The 18635-nt window shown below is 65.1% G+C and carries 14 protein-coding genes and 1 pseudogene; 4 read left to right on the top strand and 11 right to left on the bottom strand.

Features of this window, described 5'->3' with window-relative positions; genetic code table 11:
• Window positions 1-5: 5 nt before the first annotated feature.
• Together FYJ28_RS00530 and FYJ28_RS00525 are read right to left on the bottom strand one after the other, a co-directional pair.
• On the bottom strand, window positions 6-218 hold the full coding sequence (locus FYJ28_RS00530; protein WP_055241674.1) for a heavy-metal-associated domain-containing protein: 213 nt from the start codon (window positions 216-218) through the stop codon (window positions 6-8).
• Between the two features lie 61 nt (window positions 219-279).
• Window positions 280-603 (bottom strand): metal-sensitive transcriptional regulator, encoded by a 324-nt coding sequence (locus tag FYJ28_RS00525; protein ID WP_152969967.1) that lies wholly within the window; start codon window positions 601-603, stop codon window positions 280-282.
• A 122-nt stretch (window positions 604-725) separates the two neighbouring features.
• Here FYJ28_RS00525 and FYJ28_RS00520 point away from each other — a divergent pair, with 122 nt between their 5' ends.
• Window positions 726-1394 carry a metal-dependent transcriptional regulator gene (locus tag FYJ28_RS00520; protein ID WP_200907627.1) on the top strand — a complete coding sequence of 223 codons (669 nt, stop codon included), beginning with the start codon at window positions 726-728 and terminating at the stop codon, window positions 1392-1394.
• On the opposite strand, the gene FYJ28_RS00515 is transcribed toward FYJ28_RS00520, so the two are convergent.
• From FYJ28_RS00515 to FYJ28_RS00500, 4 genes are read right to left on the bottom strand one after another with little or no spacing between them, the layout of a single operon-like run.
• Window positions 1391-2398, bottom strand: coding sequence for a GNAT family N-acetyltransferase (locus FYJ28_RS00515; protein WP_082413565.1), 1008 nt, complete (start codon window positions 2396-2398; stop codon window positions 1391-1393). The genes FYJ28_RS00520 and FYJ28_RS00515 overlap by 4 nt on opposite strands.
• Before the next feature lie 5 nt (window positions 2399-2403).
• Window positions 2404-5760 (bottom strand): thiol reductant ABC exporter subunit CydD, encoded by a 3357-nt coding sequence (gene cydD, locus FYJ28_RS00510; RefSeq protein ID WP_326831408.1) that lies wholly within the window; start codon window positions 5758-5760, stop codon window positions 2404-2406.
• Window positions 5757-6773 carry a cytochrome d ubiquinol oxidase subunit II gene (gene cydB, locus FYJ28_RS00505; protein ID WP_055241683.1) on the bottom strand — a complete coding sequence of 339 codons (1017 nt, stop codon included), beginning with the start codon at window positions 6771-6773 and terminating at the stop codon, window positions 5757-5759. Before cydB ends, cydD begins: the two co-directional genes overlap by 4 nt.
• A 15-nt stretch (window positions 6774-6788) precedes the next feature.
• Window positions 6789-8417, bottom strand: a complete 1629-nt coding sequence (locus FYJ28_RS00500; RefSeq protein ID WP_326831407.1) for a cytochrome ubiquinol oxidase subunit I — start codon at window positions 8415-8417, stop codon at window positions 6789-6791.
• A gap of 224 nt (window positions 8418-8641) precedes the next feature.
• Here FYJ28_RS00500 and FYJ28_RS00495 point away from each other — a divergent pair, with 224 nt between their 5' ends.
• Both FYJ28_RS00495 and FYJ28_RS00490 read left to right on the top strand, forming a co-directional pair.
• The gene (locus tag FYJ28_RS00495) at window positions 8642-9013 is read left to right on the top strand and encodes a BlaI/MecI/CopY family transcriptional regulator (protein ID WP_055241689.1); all 372 of its coding nucleotides are present in this window, start codon (window positions 8642-8644) and stop codon (window positions 9011-9013) included.
• A gap of 21 nt (window positions 9014-9034) precedes the next feature.
• Window positions 9035-10006, top strand: a complete 972-nt coding sequence (locus FYJ28_RS00490) for a M56 family metallopeptidase (protein WP_154577923.1) — start codon at window positions 9035-9037, stop codon at window positions 10004-10006.
• A 43-nt stretch (window positions 10007-10049) separates the two neighbouring features.
• On the opposite strand, the gene FYJ28_RS00485 is transcribed toward FYJ28_RS00490, so the two are convergent.
• Window positions 10050-12176, bottom strand: coding sequence for a DNA gyrase/topoisomerase IV subunit B (locus FYJ28_RS00485; protein ID WP_326831406.1), 2127 nt, complete (start codon window positions 12174-12176; stop codon window positions 10050-10052).
• Window positions 12177-12468: 292 nt separating this feature from the next.
• Here FYJ28_RS00485 and FYJ28_RS00480 point away from each other — a divergent pair, with 292 nt between their 5' ends.
• Window positions 12469-12690 (top strand): DUF7455 domain-containing protein, encoded by a 222-nt coding sequence (locus tag FYJ28_RS00480; RefSeq protein ID WP_055241697.1) that lies wholly within the window; start codon window positions 12469-12471, stop codon window positions 12688-12690.
• Between the two features lie 226 nt (window positions 12691-12916).
• Here FYJ28_RS00480 and FYJ28_RS00475 read toward each other — a convergent pair whose 3' ends face one another.
• From FYJ28_RS00475 to FYJ28_RS00460, 4 genes and pseudogenes are all read right to left on the bottom strand, one after another.
• Entirely contained in the window at window positions 12917-14125 is a 1209-nt protein-coding gene (locus FYJ28_RS00475; protein WP_235472088.1) for an RNA polymerase sigma factor, read from the bottom strand.
• 334 nt (window positions 14126-14459) lie between these two features.
• Window positions 14460-15794 carry a DUF4192 domain-containing protein gene (locus FYJ28_RS00470; RefSeq protein WP_154577922.1) on the bottom strand — a complete coding sequence of 445 codons (1335 nt, stop codon included), beginning with the start codon at window positions 15792-15794 and terminating at the stop codon, window positions 14460-14462.
• Window positions 15795-15947: 153 nt separating this feature from the next.
• A complete protein-coding gene (locus tag FYJ28_RS00465) occupies window positions 15948-17342 on the bottom strand; it encodes an MFS transporter (RefSeq protein ID WP_154578167.1) in 1395 nt (464 codons plus the stop codon).
• 261 nt (window positions 17343-17603) lie between these two features.
• Window positions 17604-18497 (bottom strand): annotated as a pseudogene (locus FYJ28_RS00460) (proteasome assembly chaperone family protein); the annotation flags it as partial.
• Window positions 18498-18635: the final 138 nt, after the last annotated feature.

Raw genomic sequence — 18635 nt, 5'->3', positions numbered from 1 at the left:
TCCTTTCAGCCCACCACGGTGTAGCCGGCTTCTGCCACGGCTTCCCCGAGCAGCTTCGGTTCGATCGGCTCGGCTGAGGTAACGACGGCGGTTGAAACTCCTCCGGCCACCAGGTCCACCCGGACATCCTGTACCCCGCTGACCTCCTTTAGTTCCTCAGTCACCGAGGCAACACAGTGCCCGCAGGTCATTCCGGAAATGTTTAGCTGGGTTTCCATTCTTGGCTCTCCTTGTTCCCGGGCATAAGCCCTGGTTTGTGCTTGGTGGTCGGACAGGGGTTCAGCGAAGCAGCCGTCCGATTGCGTCTGCTGCTTCCTGGACCTTCACATCCACGATTGCGGGATCTCCTGCTGCTTCGGCTTCCCGCGCAGCCGAAACCACGCAGTGCGAAATATGGTCCTGGACCAGGCCCAGGCTCACCGCATGCAGCGCCTTGGTCACGGCTGAAACCTGCGTCAGGACATCGATGCAGTACTTGTCTTCATCAACCATCCGGGCGATTCCCCGAACCTGTCCCTCAATGCGTTTCAGCCGCCGCAGGTACGCCTCCTTGTCACTGGCATAGCCGCGTTCTTCAACAGCATCAACTGAACTGGCATCCACGATTCGACCTCCCGGTAATCTCTGGCAACATCCCCAAGCTATACCCCCTGTAGGTATCAGTCAAGTACCCCCTAGGGGTATCAACCTGACCGGGATCCGGCCGCTGGCGTAAGGTGGGACCCGTGGGAAAGAAAGAGCTGACCAGCGCCGCGGAAGACTATTTGAAAGTCATCTGGACGGCCCAGGAGTGGACCGATGCGCCGGTCACGGTATCGGCGCTCTCCGCCCATCTTGGATTCTCCGCTTCTTCGGTCTCGGAGGCGGTCAAGAAACTGGCTGCGCAGGGGTTCCTGACCCACGCACGCTATGGTTCCGTTTCCCTCACCCCGGCCGGCGAGCAGGCCGCCGTCAACATGGTGCGGCGCCACCGGCTGATCGAAACCTTCCTGGTGGAATATCTCGGTTACGGCTGGGACGAGGTGCATGATGAGGCAGAGAACCTCGAACACGCCGTCTCAGACAAGATGGTGGAAGCCCTCGCCGTCAGGTTGGGCCATCCGGTCCGCGACCCGCACGGGGATCCAATTCCCGCCCGCGACGGCAGCCTGCCGGCCCTGGACGCGTCCCGTCTTAGCCATAGCGAACCGGGTACCATGCTGCGGATTGCCCGGGTGTCAGACAACAATCCGGAGCTGCTCCGGTATCTGGGCGGCATGGGTCTTGGACTGGACACAGAGATCAGCGTCCTTGAACGGCAGGCCTATGCGGGCACCCTTACGTTGGAGCGTTCGGGAGACCGGGTGGAGCTCGGCCTCCCGGCCGCAGAGGCGATCTGGGTAGTGCAGGCCTAGGCCGGCTCAGCATCTAGCGGGAGGTCATAGACGATCTGCCGGCTGACGGGCGTATATCCCAGCTGCTCGTAGATCCGCAGCGCCCCGGAGGGGTTCTCCGTATCCACGCCCAGACCGGCGTTCTGCATCCCCGAAGCACGGAAACGCCGCATGGCTTCGGCCAGCATGGCAGGGGCAATTCCCATGCCCCGCCAGTCCCGCAGCACCCCGAGCAGCTCGGTGTAACCCTCCGAGTAGCCGAATATCTCCGGCGACTCGGGGTCGTAGCTGGCCAGCTGGTATGCAGCGATTCCGCCGGAGGACTTCTCAATCACTACGAAACTCCAGTCGCGGCGGAACTGGGGATGGCCCACCGTGAAGCGCCAGCTCTGCTCATCCCGGGGCTCGCTGCCCCAGTGGTCCAGGAAGGCCTCGTTGTGCGCCACGCGCAGGCGCTCGGAGATCTCATCAGAAAAGGTCTGGAACTCCATTCCCTCGGGCAGCCGCGCATCCGGCAACCCGTCGGAGAGCGGCCTGGTCATTTCGGTGAAGTACCGGGAAACCCGGGCCCCGGCCGACTCGAGCATGGCAACGTGGGAGGGGTTGTCCGCCTCCGCATAGCTCCGCAGCAGCGGCTGCTCGTCGCTCTTCCTGTCCTGGACCCGTGCCCGGGCGCGGTCCGCCTGCCAGCGGTACACGGCCGTGCCGATGCCGCGGCGGCGCCACGCAGGATCCACCCCGCCAAACCCGATGACGCGGACTGAGTCCGGGTTCAGGTTGACCAGTCCGAAAGCCCTCGGAACGCCGTCGGAATCGACTCCCAGCAGCGAGTCCTGCCCCGGATCGTTATTGGCGCGGTCCAGCGCGTGCTCCAGGTCTGCGCGTTCCTCTGACCAGCCGGGTTTGTCTGCCTCAGCAATCCGGCGGGTCAGGGCATACCAGTCATCCAGGTCGGCGTGCGTGATGGGACGCCATGCCAGCCGTGTCTGCGGTCCGGGCAGCTGCACTGTGCTTGAAAAGGCCATGGCCCCTAGCGTAGGGCAAGGCTGCTTTCCGCTGCACCCAGCTCAAGCCGCCGGCTGCACCAGGCGGCGTCGGCCGGGTTATGGGTCACCACGACCACCGTCTTGCCGGCCAGGCCTACACTGAGGTCGGCCATCAGCTGCCGCCCCGCCGGCGGATCAAGGTGCGCCGTGGGCTCATCCAGGAGCACCACGTCAGCCTCCGTCAGGAGCGCGCGCGCGACGGCCAGCCGCTGGCGCTGCCCGCCGGAGAGCAGGTGCCCCCCGTTGCCGATGCGGGTGTTGATGCCGTCCTCGAGTTCCGCGGTCAAGCTGCCCAGTCCCACGGCATCGAGCGCCGCGAGCATTTCGGCCTCACTGGGGGCCTTTGAACGGTCGCGGGCCAGAAGCAGGTTTCCGCGCAGGGTCGAATCGAAGAGGTGCGCTTCCTGCGGGCACCACGCCATCCCGCGGTTTTCACGGCTGAAGCTCGATGCCGGCTGCCCGCCGATGCTGAAGGTTCCGGCCTGGGGCTCCAGGAAACCGAGAAGCACACCGAGCAGGGTGGACTTGCCGCTGCCGGAGGGGCCCGTAACGGCCAGCCAGTCCCCGGGTTCCAGGTGCAGGTCGACCCCGGAAAGAACGTCGCGGGATCCGCCCGGATACCGGTAGCGGATGCCGGAGAGCTCGATGGCACCCGGGCGCGGCGGGCGGGCCTGCGCCCCGGGGTCCGCCCCGGGATCAACGGAGTCCGAGCCAAGATCCGGGAGCACCTTGTCTCCCAGCACCTGCCAGGCCGTGAACTGCTGGATGGAGCCGTTGACGGCGGCGAAGCATTCAAGCAGGGCAAGCTGCATAAGGACGATCACCGCGGCGACCGTGGCGGGAACGTTCTGCGCCACGGTGAGGATCCAGAGGGCCGATCCGGCGCACGCGAGTGCGGTGAGGGCGTTGGCCAGCCCCTGGGCCCAGGCGCTGCGGCGTGCGGCATCGGCAGTGGCAGCATCCAGGAGCCGCTGCCGGGTGACCACTGGTGTGGAGGAGGAATTTGCCTCCAGGTCCCGTGCGGCTGTCAGCAGTTTAGCCATGGATGCCATCGCCTTTGACTGCAGTGTCACAGTCCGGGCGCGTGCTGCGGAGTCCGCCCACAGCGCTACGGCCGGTGCGGCGATGAGACCCACCAGGCAAAGCCCAACCTGGATCCAGAGCGCTTCCGGTATCAGCAGCCCGGTGGCGACGCAGGCCGCGATCGATGTGACGAAGGCAGTAAGCGGTGCGAAGACGACGCGCGGCGCAATGTCGCGCAGTTCATCGACGTCGCCCACCAGGCGTTCCAGCGCTCCCCCGCCGCGCGCCAGCCGACGCCAGCCTTCGGGACGGTTTAGGAGCCCGTTCCAGAGCCGGATGCGGATGGAGTTGGTGGCGCGGAAGACCGCGTCATGCAGGTGCAGCCGCTCCCGGTAACGCAGGACGGCGCGGCCAATGCCGAAGAACCGCACTCCCACAATGGCCGTGAGCAGGTAAAGGATAGGGGGCTGCTCTGCGGCACGGACAATCAGCCAGCCGGAGAGGGCGCTGAGGGCAACGGCAAACACCGTCGCCCCGGTCCCGTAGGCCAGTGCCTTCAGGAACTGCGGGCTCCAGGGCCGAAGCACCAGGAGGTTCTTCCACAGCGGCTGGTGCCCTGGCGCCTCCTGCGGTGCGGACCCGGCGAAATCCACGGGCAGCACCTGTTCGGCAGGGACGTATTCCTCCTGCGGAGGTACCGGATCCAGGTCGCGGCCGGAGCCGCCCACGGCAATCACCGTATCGGCGATGGCCGCTGTGCGGCGGTCGTGTGCCACCAGCAGGACGGTGCACCGGGAGCGCAGCCGGGCAAGTGCCGTCCGGACTGCTGCGGCACTTGATTCATCAAGGTGCGCCGTGGGCTCGTCGGCGAGCAGGACCCGGACGCCGGGAACGTTGTATATGCGGGCAAGGGCCCGGGCCACGGCGACGCGGCGCTGTTCACCGGGGCTGAGGTCTGCGGTGTGGGCGTCGAGCAGGTGCAGCGAGTTGATGTCTGCCAGTGCCTGCTCTGCTGCAGCACGCTGGGCCCCTGGATCGGAAAGACCGGAGTAAAGCCCGATTTCGGCGGCGACAGTGTCTTCCACCAATACGGGGTGCTGCGGAATCCAGGCGATTCGGTCCCGGTCCACTCCCCTGGCTTCACCGCTGACCTGTGCTTCGTCGCCGTCGCGCCGCAGACCTGCCAGCACTTCCAGCACCGTGGTCTTGCCGCAGCCGCTCGGCCCGGTCAGCGCGGCGATGCTTCCGGCCGGGAGTACGAAGGACAGGTCCTGCAGGACGGCCTCGGGCCGCCCGGGGTAATGCACGGTCAGGCCGCGCACTGCAACACTGCCGTCCTCCTGCCGGCCGGGTTCTCCGGTGCCCGTTTCCGCCAGCGGACGGGCCGCCGGCGCCTCCAGGACGCTGTTCGTCCGTTTCAGGGCTTCCAGTCCATCCTCGCTGGAGTGGTGGGCGGTGCCCAGATCCCTGAGCGGCTGGTAGCACTCCGGCGCCAGGATCAGCGCCAGCAGGCCGACTTCGAGTGACATGTCCCCGTGAACCAGCCGGACGCCGATGAACACTGCCACCACTGCCACGGAGATGGTTGCGATGAGTTCCAGTGCCAGCGAGGACATAAACGCCACACGCAGGGTTTGGAGCGTGGTGGTGCGGTAGCGGTCGGCTACGTCGCGCAGCGCACGGGTCTGTGCGCGGGCACGTCCCAGCCCCACCAGCACGGGCAGGCCCTTTGCCAGTTCCAGCATGTTGTCCGACAACCGGTTCAGGGCATCGATGGCCTTGGCCGTTTTGTCGCCGGTGTGGAGCCCAATGAGCACCATGAACACAGGTACCAGCGGCACGGTCAGGACAATAACGACGGCACTGACCCAGTCGGCGGCAAGGATGCGGACGCCGATCAGCAGGGGCAGCACGGCACAGGTGACAAGGGCCGGCAGGTACTTGGCGTAGTAGTTGTCCAGGCCGTCGAGTCCACGGGTCAGCAGGACGCTCAGCGCTCCGCTGCCCATCCCGGGCACACTCCCGCCGTCGGCCAGCACCCGGCCGGTCAGCTGGCCGCGCAGCTCATCCTTGACACCGGCCGCGGCACGCTGGGCAACGGTGTCCTGCGCCCAGATGGCAAGGGAGCGCAGGAGAGCACCGGTGATGCCCGTGGCTGCCACGTAGCCCCAGTCCGGTCCGTCCGCAGCCAGCCCGGCAATGCCGGCGGCCACTCCGGAGGCCAGAAGCACGAGCGCCAGTGCCTTCACTGCGGCGATGAGCCCCAGCAGGTACAGTGCCCGGCGGCTGGTGGCACTGACAGGAAGGACCGGCTTCACTGGACCTTCACCTTGTGCACGGCGGGGATGGACTCAGCGGTGACGCGCTTGCGGAATACCCAGTAGGTCCAGCCCTGGTAGAGCAGCACAATGGGCAGGCCGAATACGGATACCCAGGTCATCACCTTGAGCGTGTACGGGCTGGAGGAAGCGTTGTCCACCGTCAGGTTCCACGCTGCGTCAAGCGAGGACGGAAGGACCACGGGGTACATGGCCGCGAAGATTGAAACCGCGCCAAAGAGAAGGAATGCGCCCAGTGCTGCGAAGGACAGCGCTTCCCTGCCCCTGAAGGCCATGAGCCAGGCAACCACCAGGGCAACCACGGCAACGGCCAGCGGGATCAGGGACATCAGCTCGCCGCTGGTGAACTGCACGCCGATGGCCCAGACAGCCAGAGGCAGCACACCAACAGGCAGCCAGCGCACGACGGCGCGGCGGGCCCGGGCGCGGATCTCGCCGTCGGTCTTGAGCATCAGGAAGGCGCACGCGTGCACCAGGGCAAAACCAACAACGGCGAGGCCGCCCAGGACGGCCCAGGGGGTCAGCCACGCGAAGGCGCCGCCCACGCGGTCGCCGTTCTCATTCAGCGGCAGGCCCGTGGAGGTAAGGGCCAGTGCCGCGCCGACGCCGAAGGCGCTCACAAAGGAGCCGAGGGCCATGGCCCAGTCCCAGCGGTTGCGCCAGCGGTCGGAGTCCCGCTTGCCGCGGTATTCGATGGAAACGGCGCGGAAGATCAAGCCGAGGAGCACCAGGGTCAGCGGCAGGTAGAGCGCGGAGAACAGTGCCGCGTACCAGAAGGGGAAGGCTGCGAAGGTCATCGCGCCTGCGGTGATGAGCCAGACCTCGTTGCCGTCCCAGACAGGGCCGATGGTGTTGAGCAGTACGCGCCGCTCGCGCTCATTGCGGGCGAAGAGCTTCATCAGCATGCCCACGCCCAGGTCGAACCCTTCCAGGAAGAGGTAGCCAACCCACAGGAACGCAATAACAATGAACCAGAATGTTGGAAGCGTCATGTTCTTCCCTTCCTGCTAGTAGGCGAAATCTAGGACGTCGTCGGACTTGCGCCCGCCGGGCTTGCCGGGCCCGCCGTCGCCGTCGCTGTCGGCACCATCCGGTCCGCCCGCTCCGTCGCCGTCGTGCCCGTTTCCGGGCAGCAGCTCAGGCATGGCAGACGGAACGCCGCCGCGGACATACTTCGCCAGCAGTCCGACCTCGACCACGAGCAGGGCCAGGTAGATCACCGTGAAGGAGATGACTGAGAAGAGCAGTTCGGCCTTGCTGACTCCCGGGGAGACCGCTGCCGCCGTGAACATAAACACGTTGTCTATGCCGGTGAAGCTGGGGTTGGGCACCACGACGAAGGGCTGGCGGCCCATTTCCGTGAAGATCCAGCCGGCGCTGTTGGCGCCGAACGGAGCGAGGATGCCGAACACAGCCAGGCGCATAAGGCCCTTGGACTGCGGCACGGTGCCCTTGCGGGTGACCCACAGCGCCACCGCGGCAGCCACTGCCGCAACACCGCCGAAGCCGATCATGATGCGGAAGCCCCAGTAGGTCACGGCCATGACCGGCAGGTAGTCGATCTCCTGGCCGGCCTGCTCGCCGTACATCGGGTCATCAGGCAGGTGGGTGCCGTAGTTTTCCTGGTACTCCGGGATCAGCGTGTTCACGCCGTCCACGGGCGTGTTGAAGTCGCCGTTTGCCAGGAAGGACAGGACGCCGGGAACCTCGATCAGCGTCTTAACGTCGTCGCAGTCACGGGCACCCACGTCCCCGACGGACAGGATGGAGAACGAGGTGCCGTTGTGGCAGGCAGCTTCCGCGGCAGCCATCTTCATTGGCTGCTGCTCGAACATCAGCTTGCCCTGCAGGTCGCCGGTGATGGCGGTGCCGGCAAAGGCGACAACGGCAACGGCGGCACCGATGCGCAGCGCCTTGATCCAGACGGCGTGGTCCGTCTTGTCACGGCCGATAGCGGCGTCCTCGCCCACGATCACGCGGCCGTTCTCATCCACCGTGTCGATGCCGTCGCGGCGCCGCTTCCACAGGTGGTACCAGGAAATGCCCAGCAGGAACCCGCCGGCTACGGCGAAGGCGCCGGTGATCGTGTGCGGGAAGGCCACAAGGAGCGTGTTGTTCGTAAGGACAGCCCAGATGTCCGTCATGACGGCACGGCCGTCCACCAGCTCCACGCCTACCGGATGCTGCATCCAGGAGTTGGCGGCAAGGATGAAGTAGGCGGAGAGCGCAGAGGCTCCCGTTGCCAGCCAGATAGTGGCCAGGTGCAGCTTCTTGGGCAGCCGGTTCCAGCCAAAGATCCACAGGCCCAGGAACACCGATTCGGTGAAAAAGGCCAGGAGGGATTCCAGCGCCAGCGGGGCGCCGAAGACGTCGCCAACGAAGCGGCTGTATTCACTCCAGGCCATGCCGAACTGGAATTCCTGCACCAGGCCGGTGGCCACACCCATGATGAAGTTAATCAGGAAGAGCTTGCCCCAGAACTTGGTGAGGCGCAGATACTCTTCCTTGCCCGTGCGAACCCATGCGGTCTGCAGGGCGGCAACCACCAGCCCCAGGCCGATGGTCAGCGGGACCATCAGGAAGTGATACACCGTCGTAATGCCGAATTGCCAGCGGGCAATGTCCAATGCTTCCACGTGCAGGTCCTTAGTTATGTCATGTTCTACAAGCGGTAGAAAACCCTTATTCTACGAATCGTAGAACACCAGGCGACACATTTCTACGTGACGTAGAGAACTTCCGAAAAAGTCGGTATTGTTAAGCTCCTCGGCAGGACCCGGCAGGGTCCGCTGTGAGGGACAACCAGCCCGGGGCGAACTCCCGGACCAGGAACCAGAAGAGACAAAGGAAGATGCGGACTATGGCGACTCTTGGAGAGCTCGAGCGTGCGATGATGGACCTCCTCTGGGAGTCCGCCGAGGCGTTGACCGCCAATGAACTCCGCGAACGCCTGGCGCAGAATGACGCGGGACGCGCCGAGGCAAAGGGCCTGGCCGTGACCACGGTCCTCACTGTTCTCTCCCGGCTCGAGAAAAAGGCCCTGGTGGCGCGGGAACGCGACATCCGTCCGCACCGCTACCGGGCAGTGACAACACGCGCGGAGCACACAGCCGAACTTATGCATGAAGTCCTCGGATCTGCCAACGACCGCGAGGCTGTCCTGGCCCGGTTTGTTGGTTCCGTCTCGGCAACCGAAGCGCAGACACTGCGCAGGCTGCTCGACGGCGCCTAGGCCCGCCGGCCGGCCCGCCCGATGTTCTGGGCCTCCTATTTCCTGGCCGCGCTGGCAGTAATTCTCGCGTGGCCCGTCCCCGTCTTCCTGTCACGGGCCAAATGGCCCGCACGCTCCCCGTTCACCGCGATGGTGCTGTGGCAGTCGATAGCGCTCGCCGGCGGTTTGTCGATGATCGGTGCAATGCTCACCTGGGGTCTGGAGCCTATCGGCGACAACCTGGCCCAGGGACTCAGCGGACTCTGGGACATCCTCATGCAGCGGCGGTCAGTTGCATCGCTGGGCCTGGTCCACGTGTTCGCCATCAGCGCAGCCGTTCTGCTGAGCGTGCATCTTGTCTTCACCCTGCTGCTGACCTACTACCGCATTGTCACCGGGCGCCGGCGCCACAGGGACATGCTCAATCTGCTCAGTTCCCCGTCAGTTGATACGCCTGCCACCGTGGTAATCCCGCACCCCTCCCCCGTGGCGTACTGCCTCCCGGGCGGAGCCAAGTCCGTCACCGTGCTCTCGGACGGGCTGATGGACATCCTGACGGAATCGGAACTCTCAGCCGTCCTGACCCATGAGAAAGCCCATCTCAGCCAGCATCATCATCTGCTGCTCTGGGCCTTCGCAGCCTGGCGGGCGGCGCTGCCGTGGCTTCCCACCTCGCAGCTCGCGCAGCATGCCGTCAATGAACTGATCGAAATGCTCGCTGACGACGAAGCGCTCAAGCGGGTGGACAGGCCAACGCTGATCCGCGCCGTGGCAATAGTGGGCTCGGCTACTGGATCCGGTGCGGAAACGGCTGCAAGCCTCCCCGGTTCCTCAGGTACTGCAGTCACGGGCGGCGGCTACGACGACGAAATCGACATGGCGGCACGCCTTAGCCGTCTCCTCACGCCGCGGCCCCCGCTTTCCGGCTGGGTAAAAGCCCTCATTCAGGCTGCGGCCGTGCTGCTGCTGGCGGTTCCCACCGTGCTGCTGTTCGCGCCGGGCCTGATCCACTGAGCCGGGCCTAATCCACTGACCAGGCCGGACCCGGGCCGGGCTGCTAGGCGTCGATCCGGTCGCGGTCCAGCATCGCAGCACCGGCGATGATGAATTCCTTGCGCGGCGCAACGTCACTGCCCATAAGCAGTTCGAAGGTCGACTCATCAACGTGCCGCTCGGCCTCTTCGGCTTCGCTCAGGCGGATCCGGCGCAGTGTCCGGTGGCGGGGGTCCATGGTGGTCTCCGCAAGCTGGTCGGCGTCCATCTCGCCCAGGCCCTTGTAGCGCTGGATCGGTTCCTTGTAGCGCTTGCCTTCCTTCTCCAGACGGTCCAGCAGCTGATGCAGCTCCTTCTCGCTGTACGTATAGACCATTTCATTGGCCTTGGAGCCGTGGTTGATGACTTCGACCCGGTGCAGGGGCGGAACAGCGGCGTACACCCGCCCGGCCTCTACCAGCGGACGCATGTACCGGAAGAACAGCGTCAGCAGGAGAGTGCGGATGTGGGCCCCGTCGACGTCGGCATCCGTCATGAAGATCACCTTGCCGTACCGTGCCGCATCCAGCTGGAAGCTGCGGCCGGACCCTGCGCCCACTACCTGGATTAGGGCGGCGCACTCGGCGTTGGAGAGCATGTCCGAGACGGAGGCCTTCTGGACGTTCAGGATTTTTCCCCGGATGGGAAGCAGCGCCTGGAAGTCGGACGAACGGGCCAGCTTGGCCGTGCCTAGAGCGGAGTCGCCCTCCACGATGAACAGCTCGGAACGCTCGTTGTCGTCGATCCGGCAGTCCGCAAGCTTGACGGGCATGGACGAGGTTTCCAGCGCGTTCTTGCGCCGCTGGGTTTCCTTGTGCACCCGGGCCGAGATCCGGGACTTCATCTCCGAGACGACTTTTTCGAGAAGCAGGGCAGTCTGTGCCTTGTCCCCGCGCGCCGTGGAGTTCAGCCTGGCGGTGATCTCCTTCTCAACGACCTTTGCGACAATGGCGCGGACGGCTGAGGTGCCGAGGATTTCCTTGGTCTGGCCCTCGAACTGCGGCTCCGCCAGCCGAACGGTGAGCACGGCCGTCAGGCCCGCAAAGACGTCGTCTTTCTCGATCTTGTCGTTGCCTGCCTTGAGCTTGCGTGAGTTGGCTTCGATGACCTTGCGGAAGGTCTTCAGCAGGGCCTGCTCGAACCCGGCCTGATGCGTGCCGCCCTTCGGCGTGGCAATGATGTTGACGAAGCTGCGGATGCTCGTTTCGTAGCCGATTCCCCAGCGCAGGGCGATGTCCACCTCGCACTCGCGCTCGACCTCAGTGATCTTGCTGTGGCCGCGCTCATCAAGCACGGGCACGGATTCCTTGAACTTGCCGGCTCCGTGCAGGCGCCAGATATCCGTAACGGGTGCGTCTGCGGCGAGGAACTCGACGAACTCCGAAATACCGCCGTCGTGGTGGAACACCTCTTCGACCGGCCCGTCTTCGCCGGGGGTACCGGGCAGCCGGCGTTCATCACGGAGGGTGATGCGCAGTCCCGGCACCAGGAACGAGGTCTGGCGGGCACGGGATTCAAGCTCGGCGTAGGAGAACTTGGCATCCGGAGTGAAAATCTGCCGGTCAGCCCAGTAACGGATGCGTGTTCCGGTAACGCCGCGCTTGGCCTTGCCGACCACCTCAAGCTTGCTGCTCTCCAGGAACGGGGTGAATTTGGCATCCGGTGAGGGTTTGGACCCGGAGTCTGCAAAGACACCGGGCTCGCCCCGGCGGAAGTTCATCTGGTAGGTCTTCCCGGCACGGTCCACCTGGACGTCAAGGCGGGATGAGAGTGCGTTGACCACTGAGGCGCCCACACCGTGCAGGCCACCGGACGCGGCGTAGGAACCGCCGCCGAACTTGCCGCCCGCGTGGAGCTTGGTGAACACCACCTCCACACCGGACAAGCCGGTCTTGGGTTCAATGTCCACGGGTATTCCGCGGCCGTCGTCATGGATTTCCACGGAGTTGTCCGCATGCAGGATGATCCTGATGCTCTGTCCGTAGCCAGCCAGGGCTTCGTCCACGGAGTTGTCGATGATTTCCCACAGACAGTGCATAAGCCCGCGCGAATCCGTGGAACCGATGTACATGCCCGGACGCTTTCGGACAGCTTCAAGGCCCTCGAGCACTGAAAGGTGTCGGGCGTTGTACTCAGTATCCAGGGGGACCACGGTGCTGAACTCCTAGGGCCGTCGAACGGCCTTGTTATGCGTTGGGAAGCCTTGCGGCTGGCCAGCCGGCGGAAAACCGGCCTCCTATAAGGTTAATGCCCTCCGGTGACAGAGGATGGCAGCGACTCAGCCGGGGGCACCGTTCCTGCCTTCCACAGGACCGCGGGCAACGGTTGAATCCGCGGGTGTGACGTACTCATTGGTACGCGCAGAGCGAAAGACACGCCCTAATGGAAAGCGCAGTCCCACAAAGGTGGTTATATGAAGTATCAACACCCTTAAGGAGGCACTCATGACAGCAGCAGTTGCTACACGTCAACTAAACACGCTGGACCGCTGTGACCGCTGCGGCGCTCAGGCCTATGTGCGCGCGGTACTCGAATCCTCCGGTGGGGAACTGCTTTTCTGCGCTCACCATGCCCGGGCGGTGGAGGCCAATCTTCGGCCCCTGACGTCCGAATGGCAGGACGAAAGTGCACGCCTGCACCAGAAGGCCGGTTCCCCGGAGGACTAATTCCGCGGACCAGCTGTTCAGACTTGGCGACGGCCCCTCCTGCTGGAGGGGCCGTCGTTCTGTTCTAAGGGGACGTTCTGTTCCGAATGGACGTTGTGTTCGCGGACATGCTTAAGACAGCGGGTATTCGTCTCACGCCCGGGCAGTGAAACAGCGAACACCTCAACCAGAAGGCAGGGCCCCCGCACCTGGTGCGGGGGCCCTGCCTTTTGGCTGTCGCCGGTTCCTAGTCCAGGTAATCCCGGAGGACCTGGGAACGCGACGGGTGGCGCAGCTTGGACATGGTCTTGGACTCGATCTGGCGGATCCGCTCGCGGGTCACACCGTAGACCTTGCCAATCTCATCCAGCGTCTTGGGCTGGCCGTCGGTCAGGCCGAAGCGCATGGCCACCACGCCTGCCTCACGCTCGGACAGGGTGTCCAGCACAGAGTGCAGCTGCTCCTGGAGCAGGGTAAAGCTGACGGCGTCGGCCGGAACAACAGCCTCGGAGTCCTCAATCAGGTCGCCGAATTCGGAGTCGCCGTCCTCGCCCAGCGGCGTGTGCAGCGAGATCGGTTCGCGGCCGTACTTCTGGACCTCGACAACCTTCTCCGGGGTCATGTCCAGTTCCAGGGCCAGCTCTTCAGGAGCGGGCTCGCGGCCCAGGTCCTGAAGCATCTGGCGCTGGACACGGGCCAGCTTGTTGATGACCTCAACCATGTGGACCGGGATACGGATGGTGCGGGCCTGGTCGGCCATGGCGCGGGTAATAGCCTGCCGGATCCACCAGGTGGCGTAGGTCGAGAACTTGAAGCCCTTGGTGTAGTCGAACTTCTCAACTGCACGGATCAGGCCCAGGTTGCCTTCCTGGATCAGGTCGAGGAAAAGCATGCCGCGGCCGGTGTAGCGCTTGGCAAGCGACACCACCAGACGAAGGTTCGCTTCGAGGAGGTGGTTCTTGGCGCGCTTGCCGTCATGGATGATCTGCTGCAGGTCGCGCTTCAGCTTGGGATCCATGTCCGGGTCAGCGGCGATCTTCTCTTCGGCGTAGAGACCCGCCTCGATACGCAGCGCCAGGTCCACTTCCTGCTCGGCATTCAGCAGGGCTACCTTGCCGATCTGCTTCAGGTAGTCCTTGACCGGATCGGCGGTAGCGCCGGCGGAAACAACCTGCTGGGCAGGTGCGTCGTCGTCGTCAGCATCGGAGTAGACGAAGCCGGAGCCGGTGGGTGCTGCTTCCGGAGCGTCTGCTTCGGCTACTTCAACGTCAGCGGGCTCGGCATCGGCGTCATCGGTGTGGACGTCGGTGTCCTCAGCCGGCTCCGCAGCCTTCTTGGCCTTTGCTGCGGCGGTCTTGGCCGGGGTCTTCCGAGTGGCAGGCTTGCGGGCGGGCTTGGCCGCCGTTTTGGTGCCTGCGGCAGGAGCCGCCTCGGCAACCTCGGCTGCGGCAGTCACAGTGTCAGTCTCTTTGACAGCAGTTGTCTTTCTCGCGGACACAGAAAACCTTTCAATACGGCGGGCTGCGATATCACCATGGGGGCAACACCACTATGACCCTGTCAAGTCCGTGCTCTAACCCAAGTGGTCCATACGCGGTGCTCTTCATCAGAAAACACACCACGCACTGTTCCTATTCCCGCCTAAGACGGAAGCGCGGAACGACACTTGGTACACGAACCCAACCGGGTCTCGGTTCCCATTGTCGCATGCTTTAGGGCAACGTCACCACCGGAGGCGGCGGTTCGGGAACCGGAGCCCGGCTCAAACCGGCCTCGGCATGCGCACATCCTTACAACACGGGCGCACCCCGCCAGGCAGTCTCCGGCGACTGCGACCACTTCGGCAGCTCCCCGCGGCGGAGCAGCTCCCGCAGCAGCACTGCCAAACGGTAGCCGGGTTCTTCCCCCAGGGCGCCGGAGAGGTAAAGCTCGGCACGTGAACTGCGCCCCCGCGCCCACTCGATCCAGCCCAGCAGAGTCAGCAGCGCCGCGGCCTGTTCACCGCCCGCCATCAGCGCCAGCTCGCTGAACGCCCCGTACGCGCGGTCCAGCCGGTCCCAGTCCGGAGACAGCCGGCTGTTTCCTATCAGCACGGCGCGGAACAGGACACCTGCCTGGGCAGAACGCCCCGATACGGGGCCGGCCTCACCCCCCAGCCAAAGGCCTGAACCCTCCAACGCCGTTTCCATGCCCAGGGCGGCCAGGACCAGGACTGTGTCCCGAACCGGCTTCACTGCCAGGCTGGCGAGCAGCAGTGCGTCGTCTTCAGCCTGCCGGTCAGCCCGGAGGGTTCCGGAGCTGCCGCGCACCGGCGAACCCGGTGAATTGGGCTGTGGCATGGACCTGATCCGCCTATCCCAGGCTTCCAAAACCGGGCCGAACTTCCCTGGCCTGGTCCACAACCCCAGCATCCGCTGTGAAACAGAGTCAACGGCGGCGTCCAGGTCATCATTCCGAAAACGGCCGGCACCGCCCACCGTGTCCTGGAGCGAGGACGCGTAGGCACTGCCGCGGTACACGAGCTCGGCGTTGAGTCGGCTTTCCATGACGTCGCCCAGCGGATTCCCGGGCCAGGGGCAGTATCCGCTGTCACCGCAGAAATAGTCACGCCAGATCCCCTGTCCCACCAGCCACCCGTCTCGCAGCCGGATGCCGTTCTCCGCGAGGTCTTCCGTCAGGAGTTCCACCACGCCGCTGTAGGGCGGCGGTGTCCCCTCTTGCCAGGGCAGGTCCGTGTACATCACCATCAGCACCCCGTCTGTCTCGTCATCCCCGGCAAGGAGGGAGCTGATCCGGGCCGTGTAGGCGCAGACCAGGCCGAAATCCCCGCTCCCGCCATCCTCCGCCGCATATGAGGCATCCGGAAGGTCCAGCCTGAGGGTGGCTCCGAGCCGGGAGCCGCGCAGTCCCAGCAGCACCAGCGATTCCTGCGGCCCGAAGCCCAGGCAGTGCGGTACGAAGGCAAGAATGTCCTGCGGCGAACCCACCCGCAGGGTTTCCGGCGCCCCGCGGCCCGCCGCTGACGGCTCAGGGTCTGGTGGACCTTCCGGGCCGTGGGTCGGGATCTTGCCGGCTACTGATCGCGGGCCGCTGGCGTCAGGTCCGGTTCCTTGGGAATCGTTCATGGGGCAAGACTGCCCCTGCTGCTTCGGCGGTGAAGCGGCTGCGGCTCCGGATCCGGACAACTACCCTGGCGTGGGCTCATGTGGAGGAGAGGACAGGACGGTGCTGCCAGCGGAGGTGCAGAAAGGGTGCAGGGAACCGGCAGGAAGCTGTTGCTACTTCGCGCCTGGGCCTGAACCGCTGTCGGAGGCCCGGTCCGGTTCGGATCCGGTGTCGGGAGCGGTTTCTGAATCAGCCGCGGGTTCGGTTCCGGTTTCATCCGCATTGCTGCGGTTAGGCTCCGCACCCTGACGCTCTTCCCTGCGGCGGCGGCGGTCGCGCGCGAGGGCTTCGCGGAGAGGAGGCAGGTGAAGGCCTTCGGTCGCCATCGCTGCGCGGACCTTCCGCCGGTTCCGCAGGATGCCGGCCACGCCCAGCGCCATGACCAGGAACTGCACCGCGAGGGCAATGCGGAAGGACATGAGGCTGTACAGGTTGCCGTCAGAGAACCCGGTATTGAAGAGCACATCGAGCACCAGGCCAACCAGGTACATCGAGACCAGCGAGGCAACGAACCCGCCTATGTTCACGATTCCGGTTGCGGTGCCCAGCCGGCTGCTGGGGTTGTACGTCCTGGCGAAATCAAAGCCGATCATGGATCCCGGTCCGCCGATGGCAAGCACGGCCACAAGGCCGGCCAGCACCCAGACAGGAGCCTGGCCCGGCCAAAGCATCACGGTCAGCCAGGCGCCGGCCATTGCGGCAGCGATGAGCAGGACCATGGTTGACCGTCTCAGCGGATGCCGGCCAACCCAGGAACCCAGCCACGGACCGCAGAGGATGGCAACGGCCACGAAGAAGGTCATCAGGAAAGAGGCAGTGCCCGGGGAAACCTGTTCCCCGCTGACCAGGTATGGGTAGCCCCACATCAGCACGAACACGGTTCCGGGGAACTGGATAGTGAAGTGGGTCCACATACCCAGCCGCGTGCCGGGATGCCGCCATGCAGCAGCCAGGGAGCCGCCCTGCATTCCGGCCTTCGGGGCGCGGACCACCCCTCCGGGCTGGTTGCGGATCAGGGCCAGCGACAGGACAAAGGCCACCACGGACAGCGCGGCAGCACTGAGGAAGGCGGTGTTCCAGCCCAGGGCGTGCAGAGCCAGCGCGAAGGGGATGGCACTGGCGATCTGGCCCAGCTGGCCAATGATGCCCGTCCACTGGGTCAGTACCGGAACCCGGTGCGGCGGGAACCACGCAGGAAGCAGGCGAAGTACGGAAATGAAGGTCAGGGCATCTCCGGCACCAACCAGCGAACGCCCGGCGATACCGGCAGCAACGCTGTCCGCCATGGCCAGCTGGAACTGCCCGGCACACATCAGCGCAGCCCCGGCAGCAATGAGCAGCCTCGGACCGAAACGGTCCACCAGCATGCCTACCGGAATCTGGAGGCCGGCGTAGACCAGCAGCTGCACAACCGTGAAGACGGAAAGAACCGATGCAGTTGCGTCGAACCGTTCAGTGGCTTCGACGCCGGCGACGCCGAAGGCCGTCCGCTGGGTAACAGCCACCATGTAGGCGAAGACTCCTGCGCCCCAGACAAGCCATGCTCCCCTGTGCTTCACCGGCAACCTCCGTCGGGAGAAGCGGCGGCAGGTTTACGAAGTGCCGCTGCCCCCTTGGGTTCCCGGACGGTCGTCCGTGCCGGGAAGGCTGTCGGGGCCATTCGGTTCAACGCTGTCCTCATCCTCGTCTGCGTCCGGGGTTTCACCTTCCGGTTCCCGGCCGCTGTTTCCAGCAAGCAGTGCCTCGGTCTCTTCTTCAGCCTGCGGGCTGGCCAGGTACGCCTCGACGGCGGCACCGAGCTCCTCGGCGTCGGGCAGCTCGTCATTGTCCTTGACCAGCAGCGATCGGCGGGCCGTGCTGCCGGTGAATTCGTCGTACCGGGTTTCCAGCGTCGCAACCACGCCGCGGACTTCCGCGGAAGCTTCAACCTGTTCGGCAATCTGCTTCTCGACTTCCCGTCCTGCTTCCCGCAGACGGTCGGTCGGCAGGACCAGATTAGCCGCAGCACCAAGGTATTCAAGTGCCGCCACGGCAGCCGGAGGGAATTCAGCATCGGAAAGGTAATGCGGCACGTGGACCACATGGCCTACGACGTCGACTCCCGCCTCGGAGATCCGCAGTTCAAGCAGATGCCCCACGGCCGCCTGGATCTGGGCAGTCGGCTTCCAGGAGCTGATGCCCTCAATGAGGTCGGGGCGGTTGCCGTGGGCCGTGACGCCAATTGGCCGCGTATGCGGAACCGGCATCGGTACCGAATGCACCCAGGCAACCAGCGAAACATCCAGCGCCTGGACAAGCCGCAGCACGGCGGCGCTGAACCGTTCCCACTGGAAATCAGGTTCGAAGCCCGTCAGGAACAGGAACGGCTCCCCCAGCCCGTCATAGAAGCGGTGCAGCTCGATCCGGGGCGGCTCGTATCCGGTGAAGTGGTCTTCAACGAACGTCAGCTGCGGACGGCGGGCACGGTAGTCGATGAGCTGGTCGGCATCGAATGTGGCTACCAGATCATGTTCAAGGTTCTCAAAAAGTTCGTCGCGGACCTGGGACACCACATGGCCTGCCTCGCCGAAACCCGTGAAGCCGGCAAGCAGCCGCAGCCCGTGAAGTTCGGAGGAGGCGGCCAATTCCGGATCCAGGTTAAACAGGGTCAGCGGATCAAGCATGTTGTACCTTCCTGCCACTCGTCCCGTTGGTTTGCGGGTGCGCCTGGAAAACAAAGCGCGAAGTTGTCAATCCCTTACTCAAGGGTAAACGCCGGGACGGGGCCGATTCATTCCGTGCAGCGCGCATGACGTCGGCAC

Source organism: Arthrobacter sp. BL-252-APC-1A (genome assembly GCF_009696625.1).
GTDB lineage: Bacteria > Actinomycetota > Actinomycetes > Actinomycetales > Micrococcaceae > Arthrobacter_B.
Note: the sequence above shows the minus strand (reverse complement) of the source record. Positions and strands in the feature narration are given on the sequence as shown.